This window comes from Flavitalea sp. (assembly GCF_035489435.1).
In the GTDB taxonomy this organism is placed as follows: domain Bacteria; phylum Bacteroidota; class Bacteroidia; order Chitinophagales; family Chitinophagaceae; genus DATHKG01.
This window is the reverse complement of record NZ_DATHKG010000056.1, coordinates 1-22494: the sequence shown is the minus strand read 5'-3', so window position 1 is coordinate 22494 and position 22494 is coordinate 1. Positions and strand designations below refer to the sequence as shown.

Here is a 22494-nt window from a genome sequence, read left to right as displayed (position 1 = left end):
TTTTACACGGTATCATGTTTCCATGGAACCGCGATTTTTAGTTTCTTCATCCGGGATCTTAGCGTGTTGGGATGCATCACAAGCTTTTCAGCGGCACCGTTTTCTCCATTTATTTTCCAGTTGCATTCCTGCAATACTTTAAGGATATATGCTGTTTCTACCTGTTCAAGAGAATTTGTAGAAGCCGTTTCGGTTTTATTGGTTTCAATATGCTGATGGAACCAATCCAGTTTAAGCGTATGATTATCACTTGAGATTACGGCGCGCTCGATTACGTTTTTCAGTTCACGGATATTGCCGGGCCACTCATAGTCACAAAGACGATTCATATCTGCCTTTGAAATGTTCTCAAATCGTTTACCATGCTTCTTTGATTTCTTTTCTATAAAGTACTGAATCAGTAAAGGGATGTCTGCATTTCGTTTACGGAGTGGGGGAATGGTGATAGGAAAAACGTTAAGCCTGTAGAAAAGATCATCTCTGAACCTGTTTTCTTTAACTTCTTTTTCCAGGTCGGAATTGGTGGCAGCGATTACTCTCACATCCACTTTAATGGTTTGATGGCCGCCGACTCTTTCGAATTCACCGTTTTGTAATACACGTAATAATTTTGGTTGAAGTACCAGTGGCAATTCCCCAATCTCGTCAAGGAAGATTGTCCCGCCATTTGCTTTTTCAAATCTGCCCATCCGGGATTGAATTGCGCCGGTAAAAGCCCCTTTTTCATGACCAAATAATTCATCTTCGATCAGTTCGGCAGGCAAAGCGCCGCAGTTCACCTTCACAAAAGGCATCTTGCTTCGCAGGCTTGTTTCCTGTATGAGGTCAGCAAACGCTTCTTTTCCCACACCTGTTTCGCCCAGTAACAAAACACTGGCATTGGTTGGAGCTACCTGTTTTGATTTTTGAATAGCATAGATAAAAGGGCGGCTTTTACCGACCACTTCCTGATGCATTCCTGTTGGTATGATGTCTTCGTGCTGTTCCAGGTTTTCTTTCTCCAGTTCCGCTTTTAATTGTTGTACCTGTTGTAAAGCCTCCTCCTGTTTGGTTATATCAGAGCCTATACTCATTCTGCCCATCAGGTCCCCATTGTCGTTGTATAATAAATCACTCGTCCAGTTGATTATTTTCTCTTTTTTGTCTTTCGTCAGAACGGCATTTTTATTTTTTGTTATAACTCCGTTTGGCACCACCATTCCATCAAAGCCTGTTTTGTTACCGGAGTTGCCCGGGACACTCAAACAATGATCTGACCAGTTCGTATCTATTAACTCTGATGCGTCTTTGTAACCAAGCAGATTTAATCCATAACGATTGATATATTTTATCCTCCCGGCAATGTCAGTGTTTATAATGACAAGCTGAATCTCTTCCAACATTGATTGCCAGCGGCTCTCTCTTAAGCCAAGTATTTTTTCAAGATGATATTGTTTATCCGGATTTGCCTGCAGTTGTATCCCGATAATCAGGATAAACGCAAGCGGGCAAAGGTTGAAAGGGAAGAAAATAGCGGTCCAGTCCCCGGTTAAATTATCGTTGCTTAGTTGATTGATAGCACCGAAGACATTCAAAACCGTAAACACAACCAGGGCGACAAAAAGGCATAAGGCTTTTGGCCTTTCGGTTTTGTATTGGCGAAACCCGGCATAAAAACCATGAGCTATGATGACCGCCAGTATGCTGGAGGCAGTCGCAATCCATACTTTGTCAGTACTCCTGGTTGAGGTGCCAATCATTAATATGTAAGAAATAACTATCGAAAGCGTTACAAGGAAAGGCACCAATTTGGGTTTATAACCAGTATATAACGAGATAAACCAGGGAAGCATAGCTATAAATGAAAAGCTGAATAGTTGTTTCACATTTATATTGGTTGGATAGGGTACAGTATCCAATAAAATGAAGCCGCTGGGAGGGAGTAATATAAATATGACAACGGATAAACACAGCAGAGAGAAAAACAGATCAATTTTTTTTCCGCTCTTATGGAGAAAGGTTAACAGGCTGATTAGTCCTATTGCCAGTGCGATGCCGGAAGCTAAAATTGCGGCGGCGTAGTAGAATGTTTCCATTGGCTTATATATAAGTGTTAGCGACCTGGTTAAAATCTGTATCCAATCATTACCATATACCTGAAGCCTATACTTGTAGTATTTGCGGATCCTTTTTTCTGAAATTCTCCTTCATCAATAATCTTATTGTAACCTGGAAATTTTTCTGCCAAAGCATCGTTTAACTTTTCAAAAAATTTCTGTTTGTCCTCTTCAGATAAATTAGAACCAAGAGATGCTTTTAAATTATAGGTTGATACACCAGGACCTGCAAGTATCATATCCAGGGAGATTCGTTTCCAGAGTATAAACTGGTATCCCAATTCAAAACCAAGCGTATGCGTTGAAAGCGAAGTTTTTGATTCTATATTCTGAGTGGCGCCTCCGCTGGAGCTTTTCAATGCCCAGGTATTTGTTTTTTCAAAAAAATTGTAAGAGTAATAAGGTCCGATATAAACACCCCTTGGTGCATTGTACTTATTTTCTTTTGAAAGATAGAAGCGATAATCAACTGAAAAATTAAAACCTTTTTCGCCGTCGCTTGAATTGACTCTCAGCGAGTCACTGTTTATAAGATTAAGGGTTGGAAAGCTTGCCCGGCCAATATTTACGGAGATCGACTGATGACTATTAATCAGCCTTTCATATCCAAAAATGAGGGACTTACTACTGAAGATTAATGGATTCGTTATGTTAAAACGAAAGGTGTTCTTATGAATTTTTTCTCCTGCCACCTTTTCCTGGGCCACCAATCCCTGGAACATAATGTGGAAGATCAGTATTAACAAAATAGCATTTTTCATACTCCTGGTTTTGCGAATCTTTACCTTCTCAATGGCAAATACTTCGAATTGATTTATGCAACACTCTAGAAATTAAAGCCAAGTCTTATTACAGTCCGAATGTATTTACATCATATAAAAGACGACTTTCATCGCTTCCGTTTTGATAATCTATACTTATGATTTTGTATCCACCGGTTAGTTGGAAAAGTTTGGAAAAGCGATAGCCCGCATAGGCCTGTAATTGCCATACAAAGTCTGACCCAATTCCAAATCCGCCCAGGTCGCCGCGGAACTGGTAAATAAATTTTTTGTCTGATTTACTATTTATGCGCGCTATAATTATGGGATCCAGCCATGTATGTGATATAGATTTGCTCCGAAAGTTTGTGCCGCCACCAATTGTATTTGTAACCAGGTCTGCACTCGCTTTAAGATTATTTAGCCTTCCTCCAATGCCTGCTTCAAGCCAGGGCAATACCCTTGCCAGGCCTGCGACTTCCCACGAAAATTGTTTAAAATTTACATCGCCGCTATTTATAAATTTATCAGGTGTTGCATTTTCATCCAGGTTCATATAAATGAGGTCAGAAGTAAATGCCCATTTATCACTGGCCATTTCCAGGTATAAAATAGCTGCGATCTTCATGTGGCTGAAAACGTCTCCGGGGTCAGCATCAAGTTTAGTGTCCGGTAATGTACCTACACCGATGGTCCCATTTAGATTCGGAAACATCAGGTATGGTTCTACAACAAAATTCCATTTTTTCCTGGTTTTGAGACTGTCTTGTGCAGCAACTGAAAAAACAATTAAAATAATGCATTGCAAAAGGCAAAATGCTTTTGTAAGACCACGGTTTATGTAACTGGTTGTAGACATTGAACGAAATTTTGCTCCAACGGTAACCGTTATCGTTGGTTCTCCCAACGTGGCATAGCTATTACGAACAGTTTAACAAAACCCTCTGCTCAGGTGAAAGAACCTTTTTATTTTATTTTGCCGGTCTGGTAAAGTACTAGCTGAACCCGGAGTTTTACATTCAGTATGTAGCTGCAATTAAGTCAAAAGAAAGGGATCGGCAAATCAGACACAGCCTGCTTTTGAAACAACTTATAATTTTATGCCTTTTAATTAGTTTGTTTCACCGGGTGCGACTTTAATTCTGCCGCTTTTAGCAGCAGCCTGAAGGGCCCTGAAATCTTTTTCATTCTGGGTGGCATAATCAAATGCAAACCGAACCATTGCCTCATCCAACTCATTACTATTTCCTGCATAACCTGCAATCATTGCGGCATCGCCCGATTTTGCATGTGCCAAAGCAAGGGCCCAGCTGCAAAGGCTGCAATAGGCAGGCATGTTTTCAATCTTCACTGTCTGCGGATCAAATTCCACTCCTCCTTTCATATCGCGGAGCTGTCGCACATAGAAATGAAAGCCATCATATTCTCCCCAACCCAGGAAAATATCAGGCGCGCCCTGTATAAGTCTTTGTCCCTGCACAACCCGCTCGCCCGCATTTGCATATGACGATTTCGCCAGAAAAGGTTCCAGCACCGATGCCTGCGCTTCTTTTACTTGTAAAAAAAGCGGATCTTCTGAATGGGATCCTTTAAGAAATATTATCCAGCACCTTGTGCCTACACTTCCAACACCCACTACTTTCCTGGCTACATCCACAATCTTATAATGACTGAGCAGTTTTTTCCGGTCATCCCCAATTGAAATCTTGTATGACTCAAGTAAGGCTGCGAGCGCTTCCTCAATTGGTAGCCCGGCCTTTGTATGCGTTTCATGGATTACGAAGGGTGGATCATCCTTCAGGCGGTGAGTGTCGTCTACTATATCTGTAATTTTGCCGAGCACCTGTACATGTGTACGTGACCTTGCTTTGGTAGTTATTTTTTTAAGACCCTTCTGTTGTGCAGAAGTGATGGTTTTAAGAATGTCTTTTTCCCTGATAGTTGCATACCACAATTCCATATTTCCCATCTCTGCATATTGCCTGATACGTTTTCTATATGTGCTTACTGCTGCGCGTACTGAATCTGTACATAATGCTGTATCTGCTCCCAGGAATTTTCCACCTACAATTATACTCGCCACCAATCTTTGCAGATCCCATTCCCATGGACCGGGAAAAGTTTCATCGAAATCATTGATGCCGAAAATGAGATTACGTTCGGCAGACGCGAAGACGCCGAAGTTTGCTATGTGCATGTCCCCACATGCCTGGACATTAATTCCGGTGTTTTCTTGACCAGCCGCGAGATCCCCTGCCATAACTGCGGCGGCACCGCGAAGAAAAGCGAATGGCGAACTAAGCATCCTGGCATAACGAATAGGTACCAGGTCCTGCACGCGCGACTTGCCCTGTTCTTCTAAAATAGCCACAGGATCAGCGCGATTGGAGGCTACCTCAAAATCACCCATTCTTGCCCTTGGAAAATTTCTCCGTAGTTCTTTACCTGCAGCCAATCGTTCCCCGATAGTCCGGTCTTTTTGTCGAAATTCACTTTTCGGTTCTGCCCACATAAAACTGATTTTAATCGAGTTACTTTAACCGGGGTTTCGATAAGGAGAAAACACACCAGCCCAATAAAACAGCATGAAGGAAAACTGCCGGCCATAAACCAGGCCCGGAGATTCCCTTAAAGAGTCCTGCATACACCAGTAGTGTTATAGAAAATACATTATATCCCAGCATTGTTTTAACCATCAGGTATGATTGGCTATCATCCCTTGAAAACAAACATGCAATAGCAATAGTAAACAATGTTGCTCCTGCAAGTCTTCCTGTTAATATCGCAACCGGGTCAGTAAGGGAACTTCCAAGTAATATCGAAACCAGGAATGAAGGCACAATAAACAGCCCTATCCCGGTGATGGCCTCAATTAATCCTGTAATCCTTAATAATGATTTCATTCATTTCCATTTGCCAGACAATAGTATCAAAGTTTAATATGAGAATCCATTTAATTAGAGTTATTCACTGTTAAACAGTTAATTTAACGTGCAACTGGCATCTGTATGGCCAGTGATTAACAAACGACGATTAAACTGCTGTTTTTAATTTAGATACATCATGAAAAATGCCATCATGCTTCTCCTTTTTAATTTGACCATTACAACATTCTTGTATAGTCAGAACGGTTTGCCTGATAACAGGCAGCGCAAAGATCTTAGCCTCCTGGTTGATAAATATTCACAAGCGAGGGAAAACAGGGATACGACTTTGCTTAAAAATATTTTATCCGGAGATATTGATCAATTGGTTTCTACAGGCGAATGGAGAAATGGAACAGAGTCTGCAGTGAAAGGAATGTTGAATAGTTCAGCATCAACTCCCGGTACCAGGACTCTTGCTATTGAGAAAATAAAAATGTTGAGTCCGGTTATTGCAATCATCGATTGCAGATATGAAATTCAAAATGCATCCGGAAATCCGAAAAAGATGTGGAGTACTTTTATAGTTGTGTCTCTTAAAGGGGTTTGGAAGATAAGTGCTATAAGAAACATGTTGCCGGTAGCCTCATAACTGTGCGGTTCAATAAATTGTTACCAAAATCCACTCACGATATTTCGTAAATCTTCGAAATCCGGTAATCATAGCCGGGTCGTGATTTTTCTATTGTTCTTCTTCAAAAATTTTCTTTTCTATAGTAATCAACCAGCTATGAGCCATTGCTAAGTGCCTTTTTTCTATTGGCACGCTATTGGACTTAATTGACCACTATGGGTATGATGCTTCGGCAAACTTTCTTTGTTTATCTCCCCGCTTATCGCATATAGGTCAACGTTAATAAAAATCAGGTTAGCAAAAGCACCGTTATTAGTGATCACTCGTGCTTTTAAATGTAATAGACAAGAATTTTATTGATAAAGAATTGATTGATAAACCATCTGAATTTATATATCAAAATAACAAGTTTATAAAATGAAGAGCAAAATCAAATTCACTACACTGCTGACTGTTTTAGCCATAGTGGTTTTCAGTTGTAACCAATCGGAACAAAAAGAAGTAAATGTTTCCTCAGCAGATTCTGCCACAACAGTTGAATTTGATCGTACCATTCTTCCTGTTAAGGAACCAACTTATTTAAACGATACCACTTCGGATGCGAGGATTGCAAAAGCTCCGCAACGATTTGTTGTAAAGGCCCCGGCGAAAGCTCCGAATATAGTGATAGTGCTAATTGATGACCAGGGCTTTGGTGTGTCCAACGCTTTCGGGGGACCGGTCAATGAACCGACAGCGGATAAACTGGCTGCAAACGGCTTAAAGTTTAATCGTTTTCATACCACTGCATTGTGTTCTCCAACACGGGTAGCTCTACTTACCGGGAGAAATCATCACCTGAATAATGCTGGTGCTATCATGGAACTTGCCACTGCATTCCAGGGGAATACCGGGATAAGGCCAAATGCGATTGCTCCATTGGCGGAGATGCTTCGTTTGAATGGATACAGCACGGCAGCGTTTGGTAAGTATCATGAAACTCCGCCCTGGGAGGTATCTGTTTCGGGACCTTACGATCGCTGGCCCACACATTCAGGCTTTGATAAATTTTATGGATTCATCGGTGGTGAGACCAATCAATGGGCACCAGCTGTTTACGATGGTACTGTAAGAGTTGAAACGCCTCATGATCCCAATTATCATTTTACAACAGACATGACTAACCAGGCCATAAACTGGGCAAGCGCACAGAAGACCTTAACTCCTGACAAGCCATTCTACATGTATTTTGCGCCTGGGGCAACGCATGCACCTCATCATGCGCCCAAAGAATTCATAGACAAATACAAAGGTAAATTTGATCAGGGTTGGGATAAGCTTCGGGAAGAAACATTCGAAAGGCAAAAGGCTTTAGGTGTGATTCCCAAAGATGCAAAATTGACTGCACGTCCTAAGGAGATCCCAGCCTGGGACTCTCAAAGTGTTGCTCAGAAAAAATTATTCGCTCGGCAAATGGAGGTTTTTGCAGGGTTTGCAGAACACACGGATAGTGAGGTGGGACGGCTGGTTGCATCGCTGGAAGAAATGGGAGAACTCGACAATACACTTTTCTTATACGTGATGGGAGATAACGGCGCCAGCGCCGAAGGAGGTCCGGAAGGGAATTACAATGAAATGATGGCCCTGAACGGAATAGTTGGAAAGGCAGATCAGATGATAAGCCATATTGATGAATGGGGTGGGCCAAGCACGTTTCCGCATTTTGCAATCGGATGGGCGCTTGCGTGTAATACACCTTTTCAATGGACAAAACAGGTTGCTTCCCATTTTGGCGGTACCCGCAATGCCCTGGTGGTGCATTGGCCTAATGGAATTAAATCGAAAGGTGAACTGCGGTCACAGTTTACGCATGTAACAGATCTTGCACCCACTGTAATGGAAGCAGCTGGCCTGCCATTTCCGAAATCTGTAAATGGAACGGAACAGATACCCTTCAGCGGGTCATCATTTGTCTTTGCATTTGATGATGCAAAAGCAGCTGATAAACATATAACACAGTACTTTGAAATGTTTGGCAACCGGGGAATCTATGATAATGGATGGGTGGCCTGTACCAGGCATTCAATCCCGTGGTTAGCAGCAGCCCTTCCAAATTTGAACGATGATGTATGGGAATTATACAATGTGAATGAAGATTTTTCACAAGCCAATAACCTCGCAGCAAGTAATCCTGGAAAACTTAAAGAGCTACAGGAAGTATTCAAAAAGGAAGCCATAAAAAATCATGTTTTCCCTATCGATGACCGCCGGTTTGAACGATTTAATGCTGAAATGGCGGGACGCCCCGATCTGATTGGCAAACGTACTTCCTTAACACTTTATGAAGGTATGACCGGGCTTAGTGAAAATGCATTCTTAAACATCAAGAACAAAAATTACACGATGACTGCTGACATCGAACTAAAAGATGCAAAAACCAATGGCGTCATCATTGCCCAGGCTGGCCGGTTTGGTGGATGGGTATTGTATATGAAAAACGGGATAGTGCATCATGAATACAATTTCTTCGGCCTGGAGTGGACCAATATTCAATCGGCTAAAACACTAGGTGCGGGAAAGCATGAAATTAAATATGAATTTCTTGTCGACGCACCCAAGCCGGGTTCAGGTGGCAAATGTATTTTGTATGTGGATGGTGCAAAAGTGGCTGAAGGGAAAATCCCGAAATGCCAGCCTTTTATTTATTCTGCAGATGAGGGAATAGATGTAGGGATGGATAATGAGACAAACGTTTCCAGGGATTATAAAGAAAGAGAGAATAAGTTTACAGGAAAAATAAAGAAAGTGACAGTAGACATTGCGAAAAAATAATAAGAATCTTTTCCTGATCTATTTATTGTTTTTTAAAGGTTGCTATACAAGTTTCCTGAGATTACTCATTTTCCGTTCAACCCCATCCAGGTTAATAAGCCCTTCGCGGGGGTGATTTAATTCAGTGATGAGATTCAGGGTTAGCGTCATTACCAATGCATACCCCAGTAATAAGATAATATTTCTTTTATTGCCTTTATAGTCCGAACCTAAAAGAAAGGCTGCCGTGAGCACCAGTATCAGGAGCGTCCATAAAACCAATTGTGGCACCCTGCTGATCCGCAAAGCGTCCCTGGTAGTAACAATATCAATCATCTCGTTAATAACGGGTATCATTTGTTGTGAACGGATTCTGAAATCCAGGTCACTTGAATGAAAGGTTACGCTTTTCCATATTCTTGCTGAAATGACTTCAGATTTGTCTATCTGATTACTCATTATCTCCTCGTCATTGCCGGCCTCGTAGTATGCGATTCTTGTTTCTACATAATCCTTGAAATCTTTTCGGAGGGGAATCCGGATGCTGTCGGGATACAGATCACAACGCAATATCGCTGTACCGATAATATTGGCTTCGTCAACGATCACATGTCTTCGTGCTTCAAATTTTGACACAGCCAATGAAAAAGTAAATCCCATTAAAAGAGACATAACACCAAGTATCGATCCTTCAATGGAACCCATTCCTTCCCGTGCCTGGCCGGGATGTTTTTCAAGTTCCCATTTCTTATACCGGTATCCTAACCAATTGGCAAGTATGACCAGGGAGAAAATGATCGCAAAAAGAATATAAGTCGGCAATCGAAAGAAAAAGTTCATAAGAATTAATTTGATAATAGTGTGAAAAGCAAAGCGTCTCGGACTGTATTTTGAAACACTTCATGCAATCCAAAGAAGAATCCACCGGAAGCATATTAGCTTTGGCGTAATCGATACAGATAGTTGACCAGCTTTGTTTTGGTTCCTCCCTGGGTCCGTATAATCGCATCGCCATAACAAATGGACCATTAGGTGGTATTTTCGTTAATTGTTTTTATTTTTTAGGATACCAAATCTTACTGACTCCCAATGTGCCATTGAAAGCAAAAGGGGCTTTGTCATAATAATCGAGTGATACGGGCGAGCCCAGGTCACTTCCAAAATCAAGGCAATCATTTGCAGTAAATGCGAATGGTACGGAAATCGGAGCTTGTCCCTGTGCTACTTCTTTACCGTTTACTTTTAACACAATGTTCAACGGGGCGCCCGGTTTTGGCGCAGTGCGCCTGGATTCTACTTCTATCGTCATTTTACCGGCAGCTAATTTATTCGTCGATTTAATTTTCGTCCGGGTAATTTCAAACAGGTTGTATTCATAGTTTAAGTAGCCATCCTTCATATAACAGGTAAGCCCACCCGAGAATCCACCCAGGGCATAAAGAACCCCATTTGCGTTATCAGGTACGGTCACTTCCATACTAACATTATTATCAAATTTTCCCAATTTAGGTGCGGTAAATTCCGGCATCCTGTTAACCGGACCGCTGAAGGTCCATGCAGTATAAGGCGTGGCAGGTGCATCTTCAGGATGATAAATTATTGACCAAAGACCACCACCGATAGGTAAGTTTTTATTTTTTGCAGATTCAATGAGAAAGATATTTTTTAATTCTGCAAGTTTTCCCGGATTTGTCGCTGCAAGGTCTTTTGCCTGGCTCCAGTCTTTATCTATATTGTAGAGTTCCCAGACATCATTCTCAGGATTCCAGTCAGCTGCTCCTTTTGGAATACCGGGAACCCAGGGATTACGAAGGCCAAAGGCGCTTGCAAACCAGCCATCGCTATAAATACCGCGGCTCCCCATAATATCAAAGAATTGTGTTTTACGTGTTCCTATGGCTTTTGCATCTGCAAAAGTGTAAGCCATACTGACACCATCAATAGGGTCCTGGGTAAAGCTATTGACTACCCGGGGCGGGGTAATCTTATTAACCTCATAAATAGTAGGCACTATATCAATTACGTGATGAAATTGAGCGCGCGGAGTATTGTCTTGTTTGATTTTTGCTGGCCATGATACCGCCATTGGTTGCCTCGTTCCGCCAAAATGGGCCGCCACTAACTTGGTAGATCTGTAAGGTGTACTACCTGCCCAGGCCCAGCCTGAATGGTACATATTGTCCGTTTTTGGTGAGCCCAGTACATCCATGCCTCCAAGATCGTTGAGTGTTTTAATGTGCTGATCAATAGTAGTGGGGATACTATTTTGTGCAAGCAATTCACTGATGGTACCATTCTGCCCTTCAGCCGAGGAGCCATTATCACCCCAGATATAAAATATAAGGGTGTTCTCAAGTTTGCCCTGTTTTTGTATCTCATCGATTATTAAACCTGCATTGTAATCTGCGTGCTCTGCGAAACCGGCATACACTTCCATAAGTCTTCTCTGGAATGGCTTTTCATTATCAGGAATACTTTCCCAGGAAGCCATCGTTTTATCACGGGCTGTTAGCTCGGCGTCCTGGGGTATCCAACCTAAGGTTTTTTGCCTGGCAAAAGCGCGTTCACGATATTTATCCCATCCATCATCAAACTTGCCTTTGTATTTGTCGGCCCATTCCTTTGCTACCTGGTGAGGACCATGTACCGCGCCGGGCGCCCAATACATAAAAAAAGGTTTATCGGGGGAGAACGCTTGTTGTTCACGCAACCAGTGTATTGCGTCATCCGCTATGTCTTCAGTGAGATGATAGTAGATGTGGCCCTGCGTTTTATGGGGATGTTCTACCGGTGTTGTATTACGCACCATATTAGGCTCGTATTGCGAAGCTTCGCCTGCCAGGAAGCCGTAGAAATATTCAAATCCATAGCCGGTCGGCCAGTAGTCGAAGGGTCCTTTAGTGGTAGTTTGCTCGGCAGGGGTGTTATGCCACTTACCAAAGGCACTCGTATTATAACCATAATCTTTTAATACTTCCGCAACTGTTGCAGAAGTCTTTGGAATAGTACCGCTAAATCCATCCCAGTCGTTTGCTATTTCTGCAATTTGTCCGTTGCCTACTACTGTATGGTTACGGCCGGTAAGCAGGGATGCCCGCGTCGGTGAGCACATTGCTGTAGAATGAAAACGATTGTAGGAAATGCCACTTTTCGATACCCGGCTTAATGTCGGTGTATTTATTTCGCCTCCATAGGTAGCGGGCGTAGCAGGACCCGCATCATCCATAAGAATGATTAAAATATTTGGCGCACCGGGTGCAAGTCGCACAGGATCCACCCGCTTCTTATACGTTGAAGTCGCCATAGTAAGACCTGCTTTGCTGGCAGAAGGTGTAGGAGGAAAAGGCAAGGCATCCTGTGCAACCGCCGCATTCGTGACCAGACCAAGGGTCAGAAAAATGCCAAAAATTCTGACAATTTTCATGTTGGGTTTTTTGTTCATTTTGATCAGCTTATTCATCATAAATTGTTTTGCATTTTTTAAAAATCTACCGCGGCCAAAGCCTTAAATATATCTGAACTTATGGGCTCTAATCTTGACTTATGCTCTCACCTGGTAGTTGACATTTGTTTTATTTTTTTGGAAAAACAAAAACCACTGTTGCTCTCACTCCCAGATCAGCTTTGTTATTATTCGGCGCAACGACCTGTATTCGCGGCCCAACCGATATTGAAACAATTTGTTTACCCAGTTTAGTGACACCGGATACCGAGGGGATAATAAAAACCGAAGAGGTGGTTGCTTCCCAGTTCTGTGTTATATCGGCATTCAAACCCACCCCGGCCCCGCTTTTCCAATTATGAACTATAAAAGGCTGTACGAACATCTGGCTTACGTCTGCCCGTACATCGTCGCCGGCAACAGACCAGATCTGGTTTATCAAAGCTCCAAACGTCCACCCGTGGGTTTGTTTTAGTATCAATGCAGTGGGTCCAATACCAAACTTTTTTGATCCAAGTAAATCGTTGGTTGCCGTAGGAACCAGGAAAGCCGGACCTGCACCCCAGACAATACCATTTTTAGGTTCGGCAGGAGAAAGAAATGCGCTTACAACTGCATCACTAAAGCCACTTTCCTTTGTTGTTTCAGCCGTGATATTATGTTGTGTTATTACCGGAAGAACTACGCGTCCAATCAGGTTGAGGTTAGGCGTAAGTTTTATTGGGATAACCGGCTGAATGTTCAAGGTGTTTTTAGAACCATTATAGGTACCTATACCTACGTCGGTGTTATTTTGAAAAGGCATACTAATAAGTGATGCCACGGGGTTAGCTAGTTTTTTAGCAAGTTCTGCTGCATCGGTTGCCGCCGGAACCGCCAGTTCCTGTGCAAACAACACTACCGGACCAAGACTTACTCCCAGAAGGACAACCAATGATTGCATAGATCTTATTTTCACCTGATCTTTGTTTTTGTATTTGAAGTTGGTATACAAACTTTACCTGGACTTCGTGTCAATTAATGTTATCTACCTGAAACGTTTGGATTTCTGCCATTTGGCCATGCATGATTTCTTTCTCACTCACGGGCATCAACAAAAACACTTATTGAATGGCTGTGTTTAATGGGGAATTGATTAAATACAAACTTGAAAATTTGTTCAAATACTTTGCGCTTGTTTCCGGGGACAACTCCGGAAATACCTAAAAAGTGACGAATAAATTTTTCCATCGTGCTGACCTTTTTATTACTGTAAAGATGTGAACTAAGTAAGGGGAAAGCCGGAAAGTGGAATCGATCGAAGCAAGTGTGTTGCTAATTGTATGCCAGATGAAATATGCAATTCTAAATTGACTCATAGCTCATTGATTATGACAGGAAATAAAATTTTTCGATAAAATCATGTAACCAAAAGTCTGATCACAATGAATACCGCATATCGGAGATGTACGAAATATCGTTAGTTGATCTAAGTACTGGTTCAATAAATCAACAAACATAATCTCTGCCTGGCCGGTTGACGCACCCAAACCGGGTTCGGGTGGTAAATGTATTTTATATGTGGATGATGCAAAGATGGCCGAAGAAAAAATTCCTAAATGCCAACCTTTCATTTATTCTGCAGATGAAGGAATAGCTGTAGGGATGGATAATGAGACAAACCTTTCGAAGGACTATAAAGAAAGAGAGAACAAGTTCACGGGAAAAATAAAGAAAGTGACGGTAGATGTCGCAAAGCTGATTTATTTTTGTTTCGAAAACTGATAATTAAATCCGAATAACCAGGTGGCGCCATGAGTGGGATAATCATTGGAGTAGTCGTATTGATAGTTATTCAAAATATTGGAGCCCTGTACAAAGAACCTGAGATCATTGGTGATAAAATAGTCAGCATATAGACCAACTCTGAATACGGGTGAATATGTAACCGGGTATGCAATCTTCCCAGGGTCATATAGGGCGCGTCCGTATGATACATCCAATGCGTAGTTCCTGAAATCTAAAGACTTTACTCCGTCTACTTCTGTAATATTCAACGAAAGTGATCCCTTATCAATCCTGCCAATCAACTTCGAAAAATTATAAGATATATTGAAACCCGCTGTATGTCTTGGAAGATTGACCAATCTCTCCCCCGGCGCTAACTTAAGCTGTGGCAAAATGTTGCTACCGGTTGAGTCTTGAATGATAGAATTCATGCTGGTGAATGTTCCCTGCACTGTAAAACGACTTATTTGATATTCAGCCGAAAATTCCCATCCCGTGTTTGCAACCTTGCATACATTGGTATAAAAATTTCCGCTCAACCAGCCTATCATGTCTTTGATAACATTGTCGTAATACACAGTTTCTAATCTGAATTTGCCTTTTTTGTCATAGAGTTCCAGGCCATAGTCGAATCCTTGTTGAATCTGTGCTTTTAGATCCGGGTTTGAGGGGTCAGTCAGGCTAAATAAACGCCTGCCAAATCTCTGTACATATGTCGGGGCAGTAATTCCGCGGCCCCAGGTAATCTTTGGTTTGAAAGTCACTATGTTCATATCGAAGTTTGTGGTAAGTCCAATTCTTGGATTCCACGCAGCTTTAAAAAGATTGTTGTGTTCATAACGCAGCCCCATTGTTAAATACACATTTTTATAAGATGGATTTAGCTGGACAAAAGCTCCGTAATTTTCGTTGGCCGGATAATCAAGTAATAACGTCGTGGCTGCTGTTGCCCTGGTGAAAGCAGTCAATACTGATTGCTTTTTATATTCTAATCCACTGTTCATAACTGTTTCAAAGCCGTTTTTATCGTTGTAAAGGCGAAGGACATTTGAATACCGGATAGTGATAACTTCATATTTCTCAGATGAATATTGCCTTTGCAAAGGATTTACTCCCTCATTATTGGGAACTTCGATTGAACTATTCATGGTATAACCGGCACTAAGGTTGTTTGTCCAGCTCCTGTTGGTTTTATGAGTCAGGTTTATACCGTTTACATAAGTTTCTGTTATCGAGTTTTTGTTCCTGGAAGCAGTAGGTTGAACATTGAACCATTTATAAGCCGGCGTCTGAAGACCCGGTACAGGTTCAATAATGATATCATCCCTGTGATTGATAGCTGTATCATAATATGGTTTTCTTGACAAACTAAAGTTCCTGACATTATAACGACCAATCAGGTTCACCTGTAATTTTCTCTTTGTAAACCTGGCACTCGCATAGAATCCTTTATTTTTTTCTCCACCATCTGGCAAATAGGCGTCAACAGTTCTATATGTTCCCCCAATTTTTATTGCGATATTTTTCAACCCGGTTGTTGTTTCAAGGGTGTGCATTTGCTGAAACGGATCGTTTTTAACCCATTTACTTTTAAAGAAGCCGGCGCTCGTTGTTAAGCTGACACTACTCTCATCTGTTCTTCCCGCTTTAGAAAAAATCTGAACAATGCCACCATTGCTGCCCGTGCCATACATAGTTGCAGCAGCGGGACCTCTTACCACTTCAATTCGATCAACATTATTTTTATCCAATTGAGACAGGTATCCAGAGCCTCCGGCATATTCAATTCCATCTACATAAACTGAAATAATGTCAAGTGACGTAGGTCCTGCCGCCCCCCTGATGCTTAAAGTGGGAAAGCCCTCAGGTTCAGGTCCGATATCAAAACTGTTTACCCCGGGAACCCATCCCCGGAATATCTGGTCCAATGTATTTGCGGGTATTTTTCCCAGCCTTCTGGAATCAAGTATTGTTACAGAAGTAGCGTCTGCTTTACGTTTTATCGCATTAATATTTCCCCCGATAAAATAGACTTCCATAGGTTTGACATCCATTTCCAGGACAATATTCATTTTATCTTTCACTACCCTAACTTCTTTACTGATATAATTTACTGAGGAAAATACGAGAGTATTTGTTTGATCTGCCGAAATGAAAAATTTACCGGCTTCATTCGAGACAGTACCCATTTTGGAATCTTTAATCAGCACGCTAACTCCATGAATTGGATTCCCTTCTATATCTTTAATCGTTCCCTTAACATGACCAGATAGTTCTTCCGCAGATACGTCTTCGACCGGCTTGGTATAGCGAAAGGGATTTTTAACAATCGTCACGGTCTTATCTTCTAATACCCAATTAAGATTTTGCTCTTTAAAAATCTCGTTCAATGCCGTCTCGAGAGGTACGTTTTTTAGTTCAACCGTTACTGTTTTTGTATCCTGTAATAAAGCGGCATCATAGAAGAAAAGTACTCCTGTTTGTTTTTTTATTATCGTAAATACATCGGCCAGTGCAACATCCTTAACCGTAAAATTGACGGTTTGCCCAACTCCTGATCTAGCAGCCTGTAGAAGAACAATTGTAATTAAAAAACGCGCAAAATTCATAAAGAGTCATTTTTTAGAAAGCTCAACATTTGCGTAATCAGATTAACCCATTGCATATTTTGCAATCTTTGGTTGAGAATGAATGACCTCTCAAGTAATTAAATCATTTAACTGATCCGAGCACTTAATTGATCAGACCACCAGCTAGGATGTAAACAACATTCCTCGCTTTACAGATCTTTTTGAATTCATTTGAACGAATAAAATATCCGACAACCCGATATAGGCCTTAGCAAATATTAAATGCTGCAGGATCTATAAATGATTGGTCAAAATAAAGAGAGCACAAGACAGATGTATGGGCTATCCCCGGTAGAAGATGGCCTTGATACGATTAAACCCTGTCGATAGATGAGATAAAATATTTAAAACGGAGAGGATGGCGGATGATCACCAATCGGCTGAGATGCTACTAACGATTCAAAACTAAGGCGATTCAGGGAAAGAAAAAAATCATACTACAGTGATTGCGTCGCCTGGGTGTTTTGAAAATCCAGCGGGTAAAGCTTAATTTTTGTTCAAAAATTGATATTTTAATCCAAATAGCCACGTGGCCCCATGCGTAGAGTATTCAGTAGAAACCTCCGCCTTATTATCATTCAGGATATTTGAACCAAGTATAAAAAAGCGTAGATCACTGACTATATTATATTCAACATAAAGACCAACACGAAAGACTGGTTTGCTCTCAGTATCGAAAGAGGATCTTCCGGGCTCATATATTGCTCGTCCATATGCGACTTCCACAAAATAATTTCTGCCATCGAAATATTTGATGCCGCCTAGCTCAGTAGCATTTAATGAAATCAAACCTTTATCATTCCTTCCAAATAATTTATAAAATTGGTAGTCGATCAAGAGACCTGCAGTATGCCTCGGTAAACCACCTAATCTTGTACCCGGAGGCTTATCCTTATAGCGGTCAAAGTAATAAATTCCTGTTGTATCAGCGAGCGTTGAATTCATAATCGAAAAAGTTGCCCTGATATTAAAGCGTGTTGGTTTGAACTCAGCCAGAAACTCCCATCCCCGGTTAGCAACTTCGCCAACATTCTTATACATAAATCTCCCGAAATTCGGATTTCCGGGAAGCGAACCAAGATCTTCTTCTGCTATCATATCCTTCAATAAATTATCGTAGTAACCGGCCTCAAATTTAAATTTCCCTTTTCTATCATACAGTTCCAGCCCATAATCAAATCCCTCCTGGCTTTGCGCTTTTAGTTCGGAGTTTGGGAGAATCACGTAAATGGAATTTGCAGGTTGGCCAAATCTTTGCAAATAGGAAGGCGCAGTAATGCCTTTACCCCATGAAATCCTGGGTTTAAAAATCAAGAATGCAGTTTCAAAGTTAGTAGTGAGCCCGATGCGGGGATTCCAGGTTGCCTTGAACAAATTATTTTTTTCATAGCGAAGTCCCATTGTCAGATACACATCTTTATAAGATGGATTTAGCTGGACGAACCCTCCATAATTCTCATTGTCCGGATTGTTTGGAAGTTGCGAGCCGTTGAGTGTTGCCCTGGTAACGATTTGCAGAGATGAATATTTTTTATACTCCGCCCCGCTGGTTATTGTAGTTGCGAAATCATTGCCGGAGTTTTGAAACCTGAGTACATTGAAATAACGCAGTGTGATTATCTTGTTTTGATATGCAGTATAAAAAGATTGAAGCGGAATCAGGCCATCGGTTTTTGGAACATCTTTCATATTGTTAGCTGTGTAGCCCGCGTCAAGGTTATTTGTCCATTTTACAGAAGTTTTATGAGACAGGTTTATGCCGGTGACATAAGTCTCGGTGATTCCATCTCTATTTATGGAAGGTCTGGGTCGCACGTTAAAAATGATATAGGCAGGTACTTTCAGGCCTGGAAGCGGCTCTATTATAATGTCTGTCCTTGGATGAATTGCTGTGTCATATATAGGATTTCTTGAAGAATGAAAATTTCTTACATTATAACGGCCACTGATATTTGCCTGGAGCTTTCCAAAGTTCAATTTCGCACTTGAGTAGAAGCCTTTGTTTTTTTCTCCACCCTCAGGCAAATAGGCATCAATAGTTCGGTAGGATCCTCCAACCGTCAGGCTCGCATTTTTAAAGCCGGTACTTGTCTCCAGTGTATGCATTTGTTGAAAAGCGTCGGGTTCTACCCATTTGCTTTTATAGAAACCCGCAGCAGTAGAAACGTTCACTGAAGTTTGGCCGGCTTTAGGTTTCTTCGTAAAAATTTGTATAATTCCACCATTGCTGCCCGTTCCATAGAGGGTTGCGGCTCCTGGCCCCTTTACAATTTCGATGCGGTCTATATTAGTTTTATCTAGCTGAGACAGGTATAAAGATCCGCCTGCGTATTCAATACCATCTACATAAACGGCAATAGCTGCAAGTGGAACAGGCCCCGCGGCACCCCTGATGCTTAAGGCGGGACGTCCTTCCGGCTCAGGACCCACATTAAAATTATTTGCTCCCGGCACCCATCCGCGAAACACCTGGTCCAATGTATTTGCGGGAATTTTTTCCAATGTTTTTGAATCCAGCACCGTTACTGAAGTTACATCTGCCCTACGTTTGATAGCATTCATATTGCCCCCGACCAACAAGGCTTCCATCGGTTTCAGATCCAGTTGCATGACAATATTCATATCTCCCCTGGTCACCCTCACTTCTTTACTGCTATAGCTGATGGATGAAAATACAAGCGTGTTGTTTTGTTTAGCCGCAATTGTAAATTTGCCAGCTTCGTCCGATGCTGTACCTATTTTAGTTCCTTTAATCAGCACACTGACACCACTGACTGGGTTTCCAACTTCGTCTGTAATGATACCTTTTAAATATCCGGGCGGGTGTTGCACCGATAGGTTTTCAACCGGCCCGGAATGTTGTGATAGATATTTAAGGATCGTCACCGTCTTATCTTCCAAAATCCAACTGAGGCCTTGCCCCTTGAATATTTCGTTAAGTGCAGTTTCGAGAGTTGCGTTTTTCAGTTCAATCGTCACCGGCTTTGTGTCATCTAACAATGCAGCATCATAAAAGAATAATATTCCTGTTTGTTTTTTGATTATTGTAAAAATATCCCTGAGTGAAACATCTTTAGCCGTTAAAGTAACGGTCTGGGCGCCGGCTGATAGAGTAGCCATTAATAAGACAGTTATAATAATCCAACGATAGAAATTCATAAGGAGTCATTTTTAAACAGCTCATTTGCCTGGTGGTATCAACCCATTGCACACTTAGCAATACCTGGTTGAAAATGAATGACTCTTCAAGCGATTACATTATTTAACTCAACTATACAACAATCCGGAATGTAAACAGCAGTCCTGGTTGCTGTATAAATGGTCTTAAATAAATTTGACCTCTTAAACTATTCACCAGGTATTATCTGCTGTTGGCCAATAAAACCTACTCCCGGCTTCGTAGAAGAGGTGGTCAACAGAATGAGGAACACAATATTAATGTATCGGGCTACCCTGGTAAATTATGGCCTTTGATTTCATTTAAACCCTGTCGATAGATGAATAGATATGTCTGGCTGAAAAAGATAGTGGATGATCACCTATCGGCTGAGATGCTACTGACTTTTCAAATCTAAGAGGATTAAGGGAAGAAAAAAAATTAACGATAGACATGTCTTTAACTGAAATGACTTTTCCATGGAATACATTAGCAGCAACAATTGTATGTTTCTGGCATCACCCGGATTCCGGATTTTCTGAGGATTTATAAACCGATGCAATAATCCCGACAACTACTGATTTACTTCGCTGTCGGCTGTAATAATACCTGATTTTGCACTATGAATTGGCTTAACGATTTGATTGTTGTCTTGCAGGTAAGTCTTTGATAATCTCAAAACATCAATGAGTAACTCATTGGCAGCTTCAATTTCATCTTTCTTTATAGATACACTTTCAATATTAAATCCAATCGGAATTTTTTTGATGGAGGCATACTCCATTATTTCCATAGCGATATTCTTACAGGTATGTACTGATGCCGTCAATATATTTTTCGAATGCTTCAGGTCATTGTATAGCCATTTGGGAACTTCAATTCCAAGCCATTCCATAAACTGCAATGTTTTCAGCGATCCACAGGGAGCAAGGGTAAAGATTATGGGGGATAACTCCTTTCCGGTTTCCATTGCGGAGAAGTAGAAATCAGACATAAGATCTTTAGTATCATTGATACTGTATACACACTGGGAAACAAAAAAGCTGCAACCTTTATCTGCCTTGTTGAACAGTCTTAAGTGTTCGTCTCTTTTTTTGGTATGTCGCTCCGGGATGGTTACGCCACCAACCAATAATGATGCTAAATGATTATTCTTTGTTTCATAAGCATCGTTTAATGAGAAGTTTGTCGCCAGCAATTGCTGATTTGAAGAAGCACCAACAAAAACAGCAAATTCGAGATCCTGGTTAGACTTTGCCCAGTCAACAAACTGGTCTTTGGTTAAGTTGCCTATGCTTTTATAAATAATTTTCGGTGCATTAAGATCCGCCAGGTATTCACGGCTGTAATGTTCCGGAGTAATGGTCGGCGAGAAGGCAAAAGTTCTTTCTTTTTCTGTTCTGGAGGATTCATCCTGGATATCATATAATAGCAGCCCGTCGATACTTAAGTCCTTAAGCCTGTCGACTTGCTTTTTCGCAATCTCTTTCACTTTTTCAAATTCAGTATTGATTTTGGGCGGCGTCAGGCTATAAAAGATCAAACCGGTTTCTTTATTCAATATCTTGTCTCTTAGCATATGATGTTTTTGCTTCAGGGCTTCTCGATTCAAAAGCCTCTATAATTACAAAAATACGTCAGTAAATGTCTAAAATCAAGCGTTAAGCTTTCTGGACCTGCGAAGTAATAGTTGGTCTGTACTCTTGATCAGCGCTGTGATGCAACAGTTCTGTTTCATTCCTTCGCTCCGTTGGGAGCAGGATGGTGCCTTTTCGCGTCTGTGTCCCGTCCCGCATTTGGCGGGATTCTTTATGCCGGTGGCTACTATTGTCTCCGGTCAGCTTTTTGTGCCATGCTTAGCTTTGTGAGGTATGCTTCCAGTGGTAGTTGCAGTTGGTCCCGCACGTGCGGCCTTCGTACTCCCGTACGTACGGGAGTACGAAGGCCGCTCAAAGGCACCATCCCGCTCCCAACTCTCTCATCCATTTGGGTGATAGGCGACCAGTCATAACATTTCTTACTATTCCTCCATTGCTGGTTTTCTAGTTGGCTTCATTGCCGGTATCATCAAAGCATCATCCATAGCGCCAATCACTTTGATTAGAATAAATCAATGGGCTAAAGTTCAGGATCTTCATTTGTCTGCAGCGCTCACCTTCAACTATAGTGGTAAAACTGTAACTAGTGAAACTGCAACCAGCGCGGTTTGTAGCCTTGAAACGCTTTAACGTTGCAATCAGATGATCAGCCATTCTTTATTATCTGCTCGTATCAATGGTAAGCTCCAGTTATCAGGTTGCCGGGGAATTGAAGGCGGTGTGGTTCATTACAGATAAAGAAAAGAGAAAACAGA

The 22494-nt window shown here is 41.5% G+C and carries 15 protein-coding genes; 3 read left to right on the top strand and 12 right to left on the bottom strand.

Translation table 11 applies throughout. From position 1 onward, the window contains the following. Positions 1-2: 2 nt before the first annotated feature. The 5 genes from VK664_RS08710 to VK664_RS08690 form a co-directional block, all read right to left on the bottom strand. On the bottom strand, positions 3-2075 hold the full coding sequence (locus VK664_RS08710) for a sigma 54-interacting transcriptional regulator (protein WP_461398255.1): 2073 nt from the start codon (positions 2073-2075) through the stop codon (positions 3-5). Positions 2076-2104: 29 nt separating this feature from the next. After that, positions 2105-2857 (bottom strand): hypothetical protein, encoded by a 753-nt coding sequence (locus VK664_RS08705; RefSeq protein WP_461398254.1) that lies wholly within the window; start codon positions 2855-2857, stop codon positions 2105-2107. Between the two features lie 88 nt (positions 2858-2945). Continuing rightward, the gene (locus tag VK664_RS08700) at positions 2946-3716 is read right to left on the bottom strand and encodes a hypothetical protein (RefSeq protein WP_461398253.1); all 771 of its coding nucleotides are present in this window, start codon (positions 3714-3716) and stop codon (positions 2946-2948) included. A gap of 252 nt (positions 3717-3968) precedes the next feature. After that, a complete protein-coding gene (locus tag VK664_RS08695; protein WP_461398252.1) occupies positions 3969-5369 on the bottom strand; it encodes a DUF2252 domain-containing protein in 1401 nt (466 codons plus the stop codon). A gap of 19 nt (positions 5370-5388) precedes the next feature. Beyond that, on the bottom strand, positions 5389-5760 hold the full coding sequence (locus VK664_RS08690) for a hypothetical protein (RefSeq protein ID WP_461398251.1): 372 nt from the start codon (positions 5758-5760) through the stop codon (positions 5389-5391). Positions 5761-5920: 160 nt separating this feature from the next. On the opposite strand from VK664_RS08690, the gene VK664_RS08685 reads away from it, so the two are divergent. Both VK664_RS08685 and VK664_RS08680 read left to right on the top strand, forming a co-directional pair. Then, the gene (locus tag VK664_RS08685) at positions 5921-6373 is read left to right on the top strand and encodes a hypothetical protein (RefSeq protein WP_461398250.1); all 453 of its coding nucleotides are present in this window, start codon (positions 5921-5923) and stop codon (positions 6371-6373) included. Positions 6374-6772: 399 nt separating this feature from the next. After that, complete coding sequence (locus VK664_RS08680) at positions 6773-9166, top strand: arylsulfatase (RefSeq protein ID WP_461398249.1); 2394 nt, start codon at positions 6773-6775, stop codon at positions 9164-9166. Positions 9167-9208: 42 nt separating this feature from the next. Here VK664_RS08680 and VK664_RS08675 read toward each other — a convergent pair whose 3' ends face one another. The 4 genes from VK664_RS08675 to VK664_RS08660 form a co-directional block, all read right to left on the bottom strand. After that, complete coding sequence (locus VK664_RS08675; RefSeq protein WP_461398248.1) at positions 9209-9985, bottom strand: hypothetical protein; 777 nt, start codon at positions 9983-9985, stop codon at positions 9209-9211. Between the two features lie 214 nt (positions 9986-10199). Continuing rightward, positions 10200-12569 (bottom strand): arylsulfatase, encoded by a 2370-nt coding sequence (locus VK664_RS08670; protein ID WP_461398247.1) that lies wholly within the window; start codon positions 12567-12569, stop codon positions 10200-10202. Positions 12570-12717: 148 nt separating this feature from the next. Continuing rightward, the gene (locus VK664_RS08665) at positions 12718-13530 is read right to left on the bottom strand and encodes a hypothetical protein (RefSeq protein ID WP_461398246.1); all 813 of its coding nucleotides are present in this window, start codon (positions 13528-13530) and stop codon (positions 12718-12720) included. 134 nt (positions 13531-13664) lie between these two features. Then, on the bottom strand, positions 13665-13817 hold the full coding sequence (locus tag VK664_RS08660) for a hypothetical protein (RefSeq protein ID WP_461398245.1): 153 nt from the start codon (positions 13815-13817) through the stop codon (positions 13665-13667). 330 nt (positions 13818-14147) lie between these two features. Between VK664_RS08660 and VK664_RS08655 the strand changes: the two genes are divergently transcribed. Next, positions 14148-14351 carry a hypothetical protein gene (locus VK664_RS08655; protein WP_461398244.1) on the top strand — a complete coding sequence of 68 codons (204 nt, stop codon included), beginning with the start codon at positions 14148-14150 and terminating at the stop codon, positions 14349-14351. On the opposite strand, the gene VK664_RS08650 is transcribed toward VK664_RS08655, so the two are convergent. From VK664_RS08650 to VK664_RS08640, 3 genes are all read right to left on the bottom strand, one after another. Then, complete coding sequence (locus VK664_RS08650) at positions 14330-16963, bottom strand: TonB-dependent receptor plug domain-containing protein (protein WP_461398243.1); 2634 nt, start codon at positions 16961-16963, stop codon at positions 14330-14332. The two genes, VK664_RS08655 and VK664_RS08650, sit on opposite strands and share 22 nt — an antisense overlap. Positions 16964-17470: 507 nt before the next feature. After that, positions 17471-20104, bottom strand: a complete 2634-nt coding sequence (locus VK664_RS08645) for a TonB-dependent receptor plug domain-containing protein (RefSeq protein ID WP_461398242.1) — start codon at positions 20102-20104, stop codon at positions 17471-17473. Between the two features lie 611 nt (positions 20105-20715). After that, entirely contained in the window at positions 20716-21720 is a 1005-nt protein-coding gene (locus VK664_RS08640; protein WP_461398241.1) for a methylenetetrahydrofolate reductase, read from the bottom strand. Positions 21721-22494: the final 774 nt, after the last annotated feature.

What these genes read in the sequence shown, in the direction of transcription:
- VK664_RS08690 (WP_461398251.1), bottom strand. Translation starts at nt 5,760, where the DNA reads ATGAAATCATTATTAAGGATTACAGGATTAATTGAGGCCATCACCGGG.
- VK664_RS08680 (WP_461398249.1), top strand. Translation starts at nt 6,773, where the DNA reads ATGAAGAGCAAAATCAAATTCACTACACTGCTGACTGTTTTAGCCATA.
- VK664_RS08660 (WP_461398245.1), bottom strand. Translation starts at nt 13,817, where the DNA reads ATGGAAAAATTTATTCGTCACTTTTTAGGTATTTCCGGAGTTGTCCCC.
- VK664_RS08645 (WP_461398242.1), bottom strand. Translation starts at nt 20,104, where the DNA reads ATGGCTACTCTATCAGCCGGCGCCCAGACCGTTACTTTAACGGCTAAA.
- VK664_RS08640 (WP_461398241.1), bottom strand. Translation starts at nt 21,720, where the DNA reads ATGCTAAGAGACAAGATATTGAATAAAGAAACCGGTTTGATCTTTTAT.
- VK664_RS08675 (WP_461398248.1), bottom strand. Translation starts at nt 9,985, where the DNA reads ATGAACTTTTTCTTTCGATTGCCGACTTATATTCTTTTTGCGATCATT.
- VK664_RS08650 (WP_461398243.1), bottom strand. Translation starts at nt 16,963, where the DNA reads ATGAATTTTGCGCGTTTTTTAATTACAATTGTTCTTCTACAGGCTGCT.
- VK664_RS08700 (WP_461398253.1), bottom strand. Translation starts at nt 3,716, where the DNA reads ATGTCTACAACCAGTTACATAAACCGTGGTCTTACAAAAGCATTTTGC.
- VK664_RS08695 (WP_461398252.1), bottom strand. Translation starts at nt 5,369, where the DNA reads ATGTGGGCAGAACCGAAAAGTGAATTTCGACAAAAAGACCGGACTATC.
- VK664_RS08710 (WP_461398255.1), bottom strand. Translation starts at nt 2,075, where the DNA reads ATGGAAACATTCTACTACGCCGCCGCAATTTTAGCTTCCGGCATCGCA.
- VK664_RS08665 (WP_461398246.1), bottom strand. Translation starts at nt 13,530, where the DNA reads ATGCAATCATTGGTTGTCCTTCTGGGAGTAAGTCTTGGTCCGGTAGTG.
- VK664_RS08685 (WP_461398250.1), top strand. Translation starts at nt 5,921, where the DNA reads ATGAAAAATGCCATCATGCTTCTCCTTTTTAATTTGACCATTACAACA.
- VK664_RS08670 (WP_461398247.1), bottom strand. Translation starts at nt 12,569, where the DNA reads ATGAAAATTGTCAGAATTTTTGGCATTTTTCTGACCCTTGGTCTGGTC.
- VK664_RS08705 (WP_461398254.1), bottom strand. Translation starts at nt 2,857, where the DNA reads ATGAAAAATGCTATTTTGTTAATACTGATCTTCCACATTATGTTCCAG.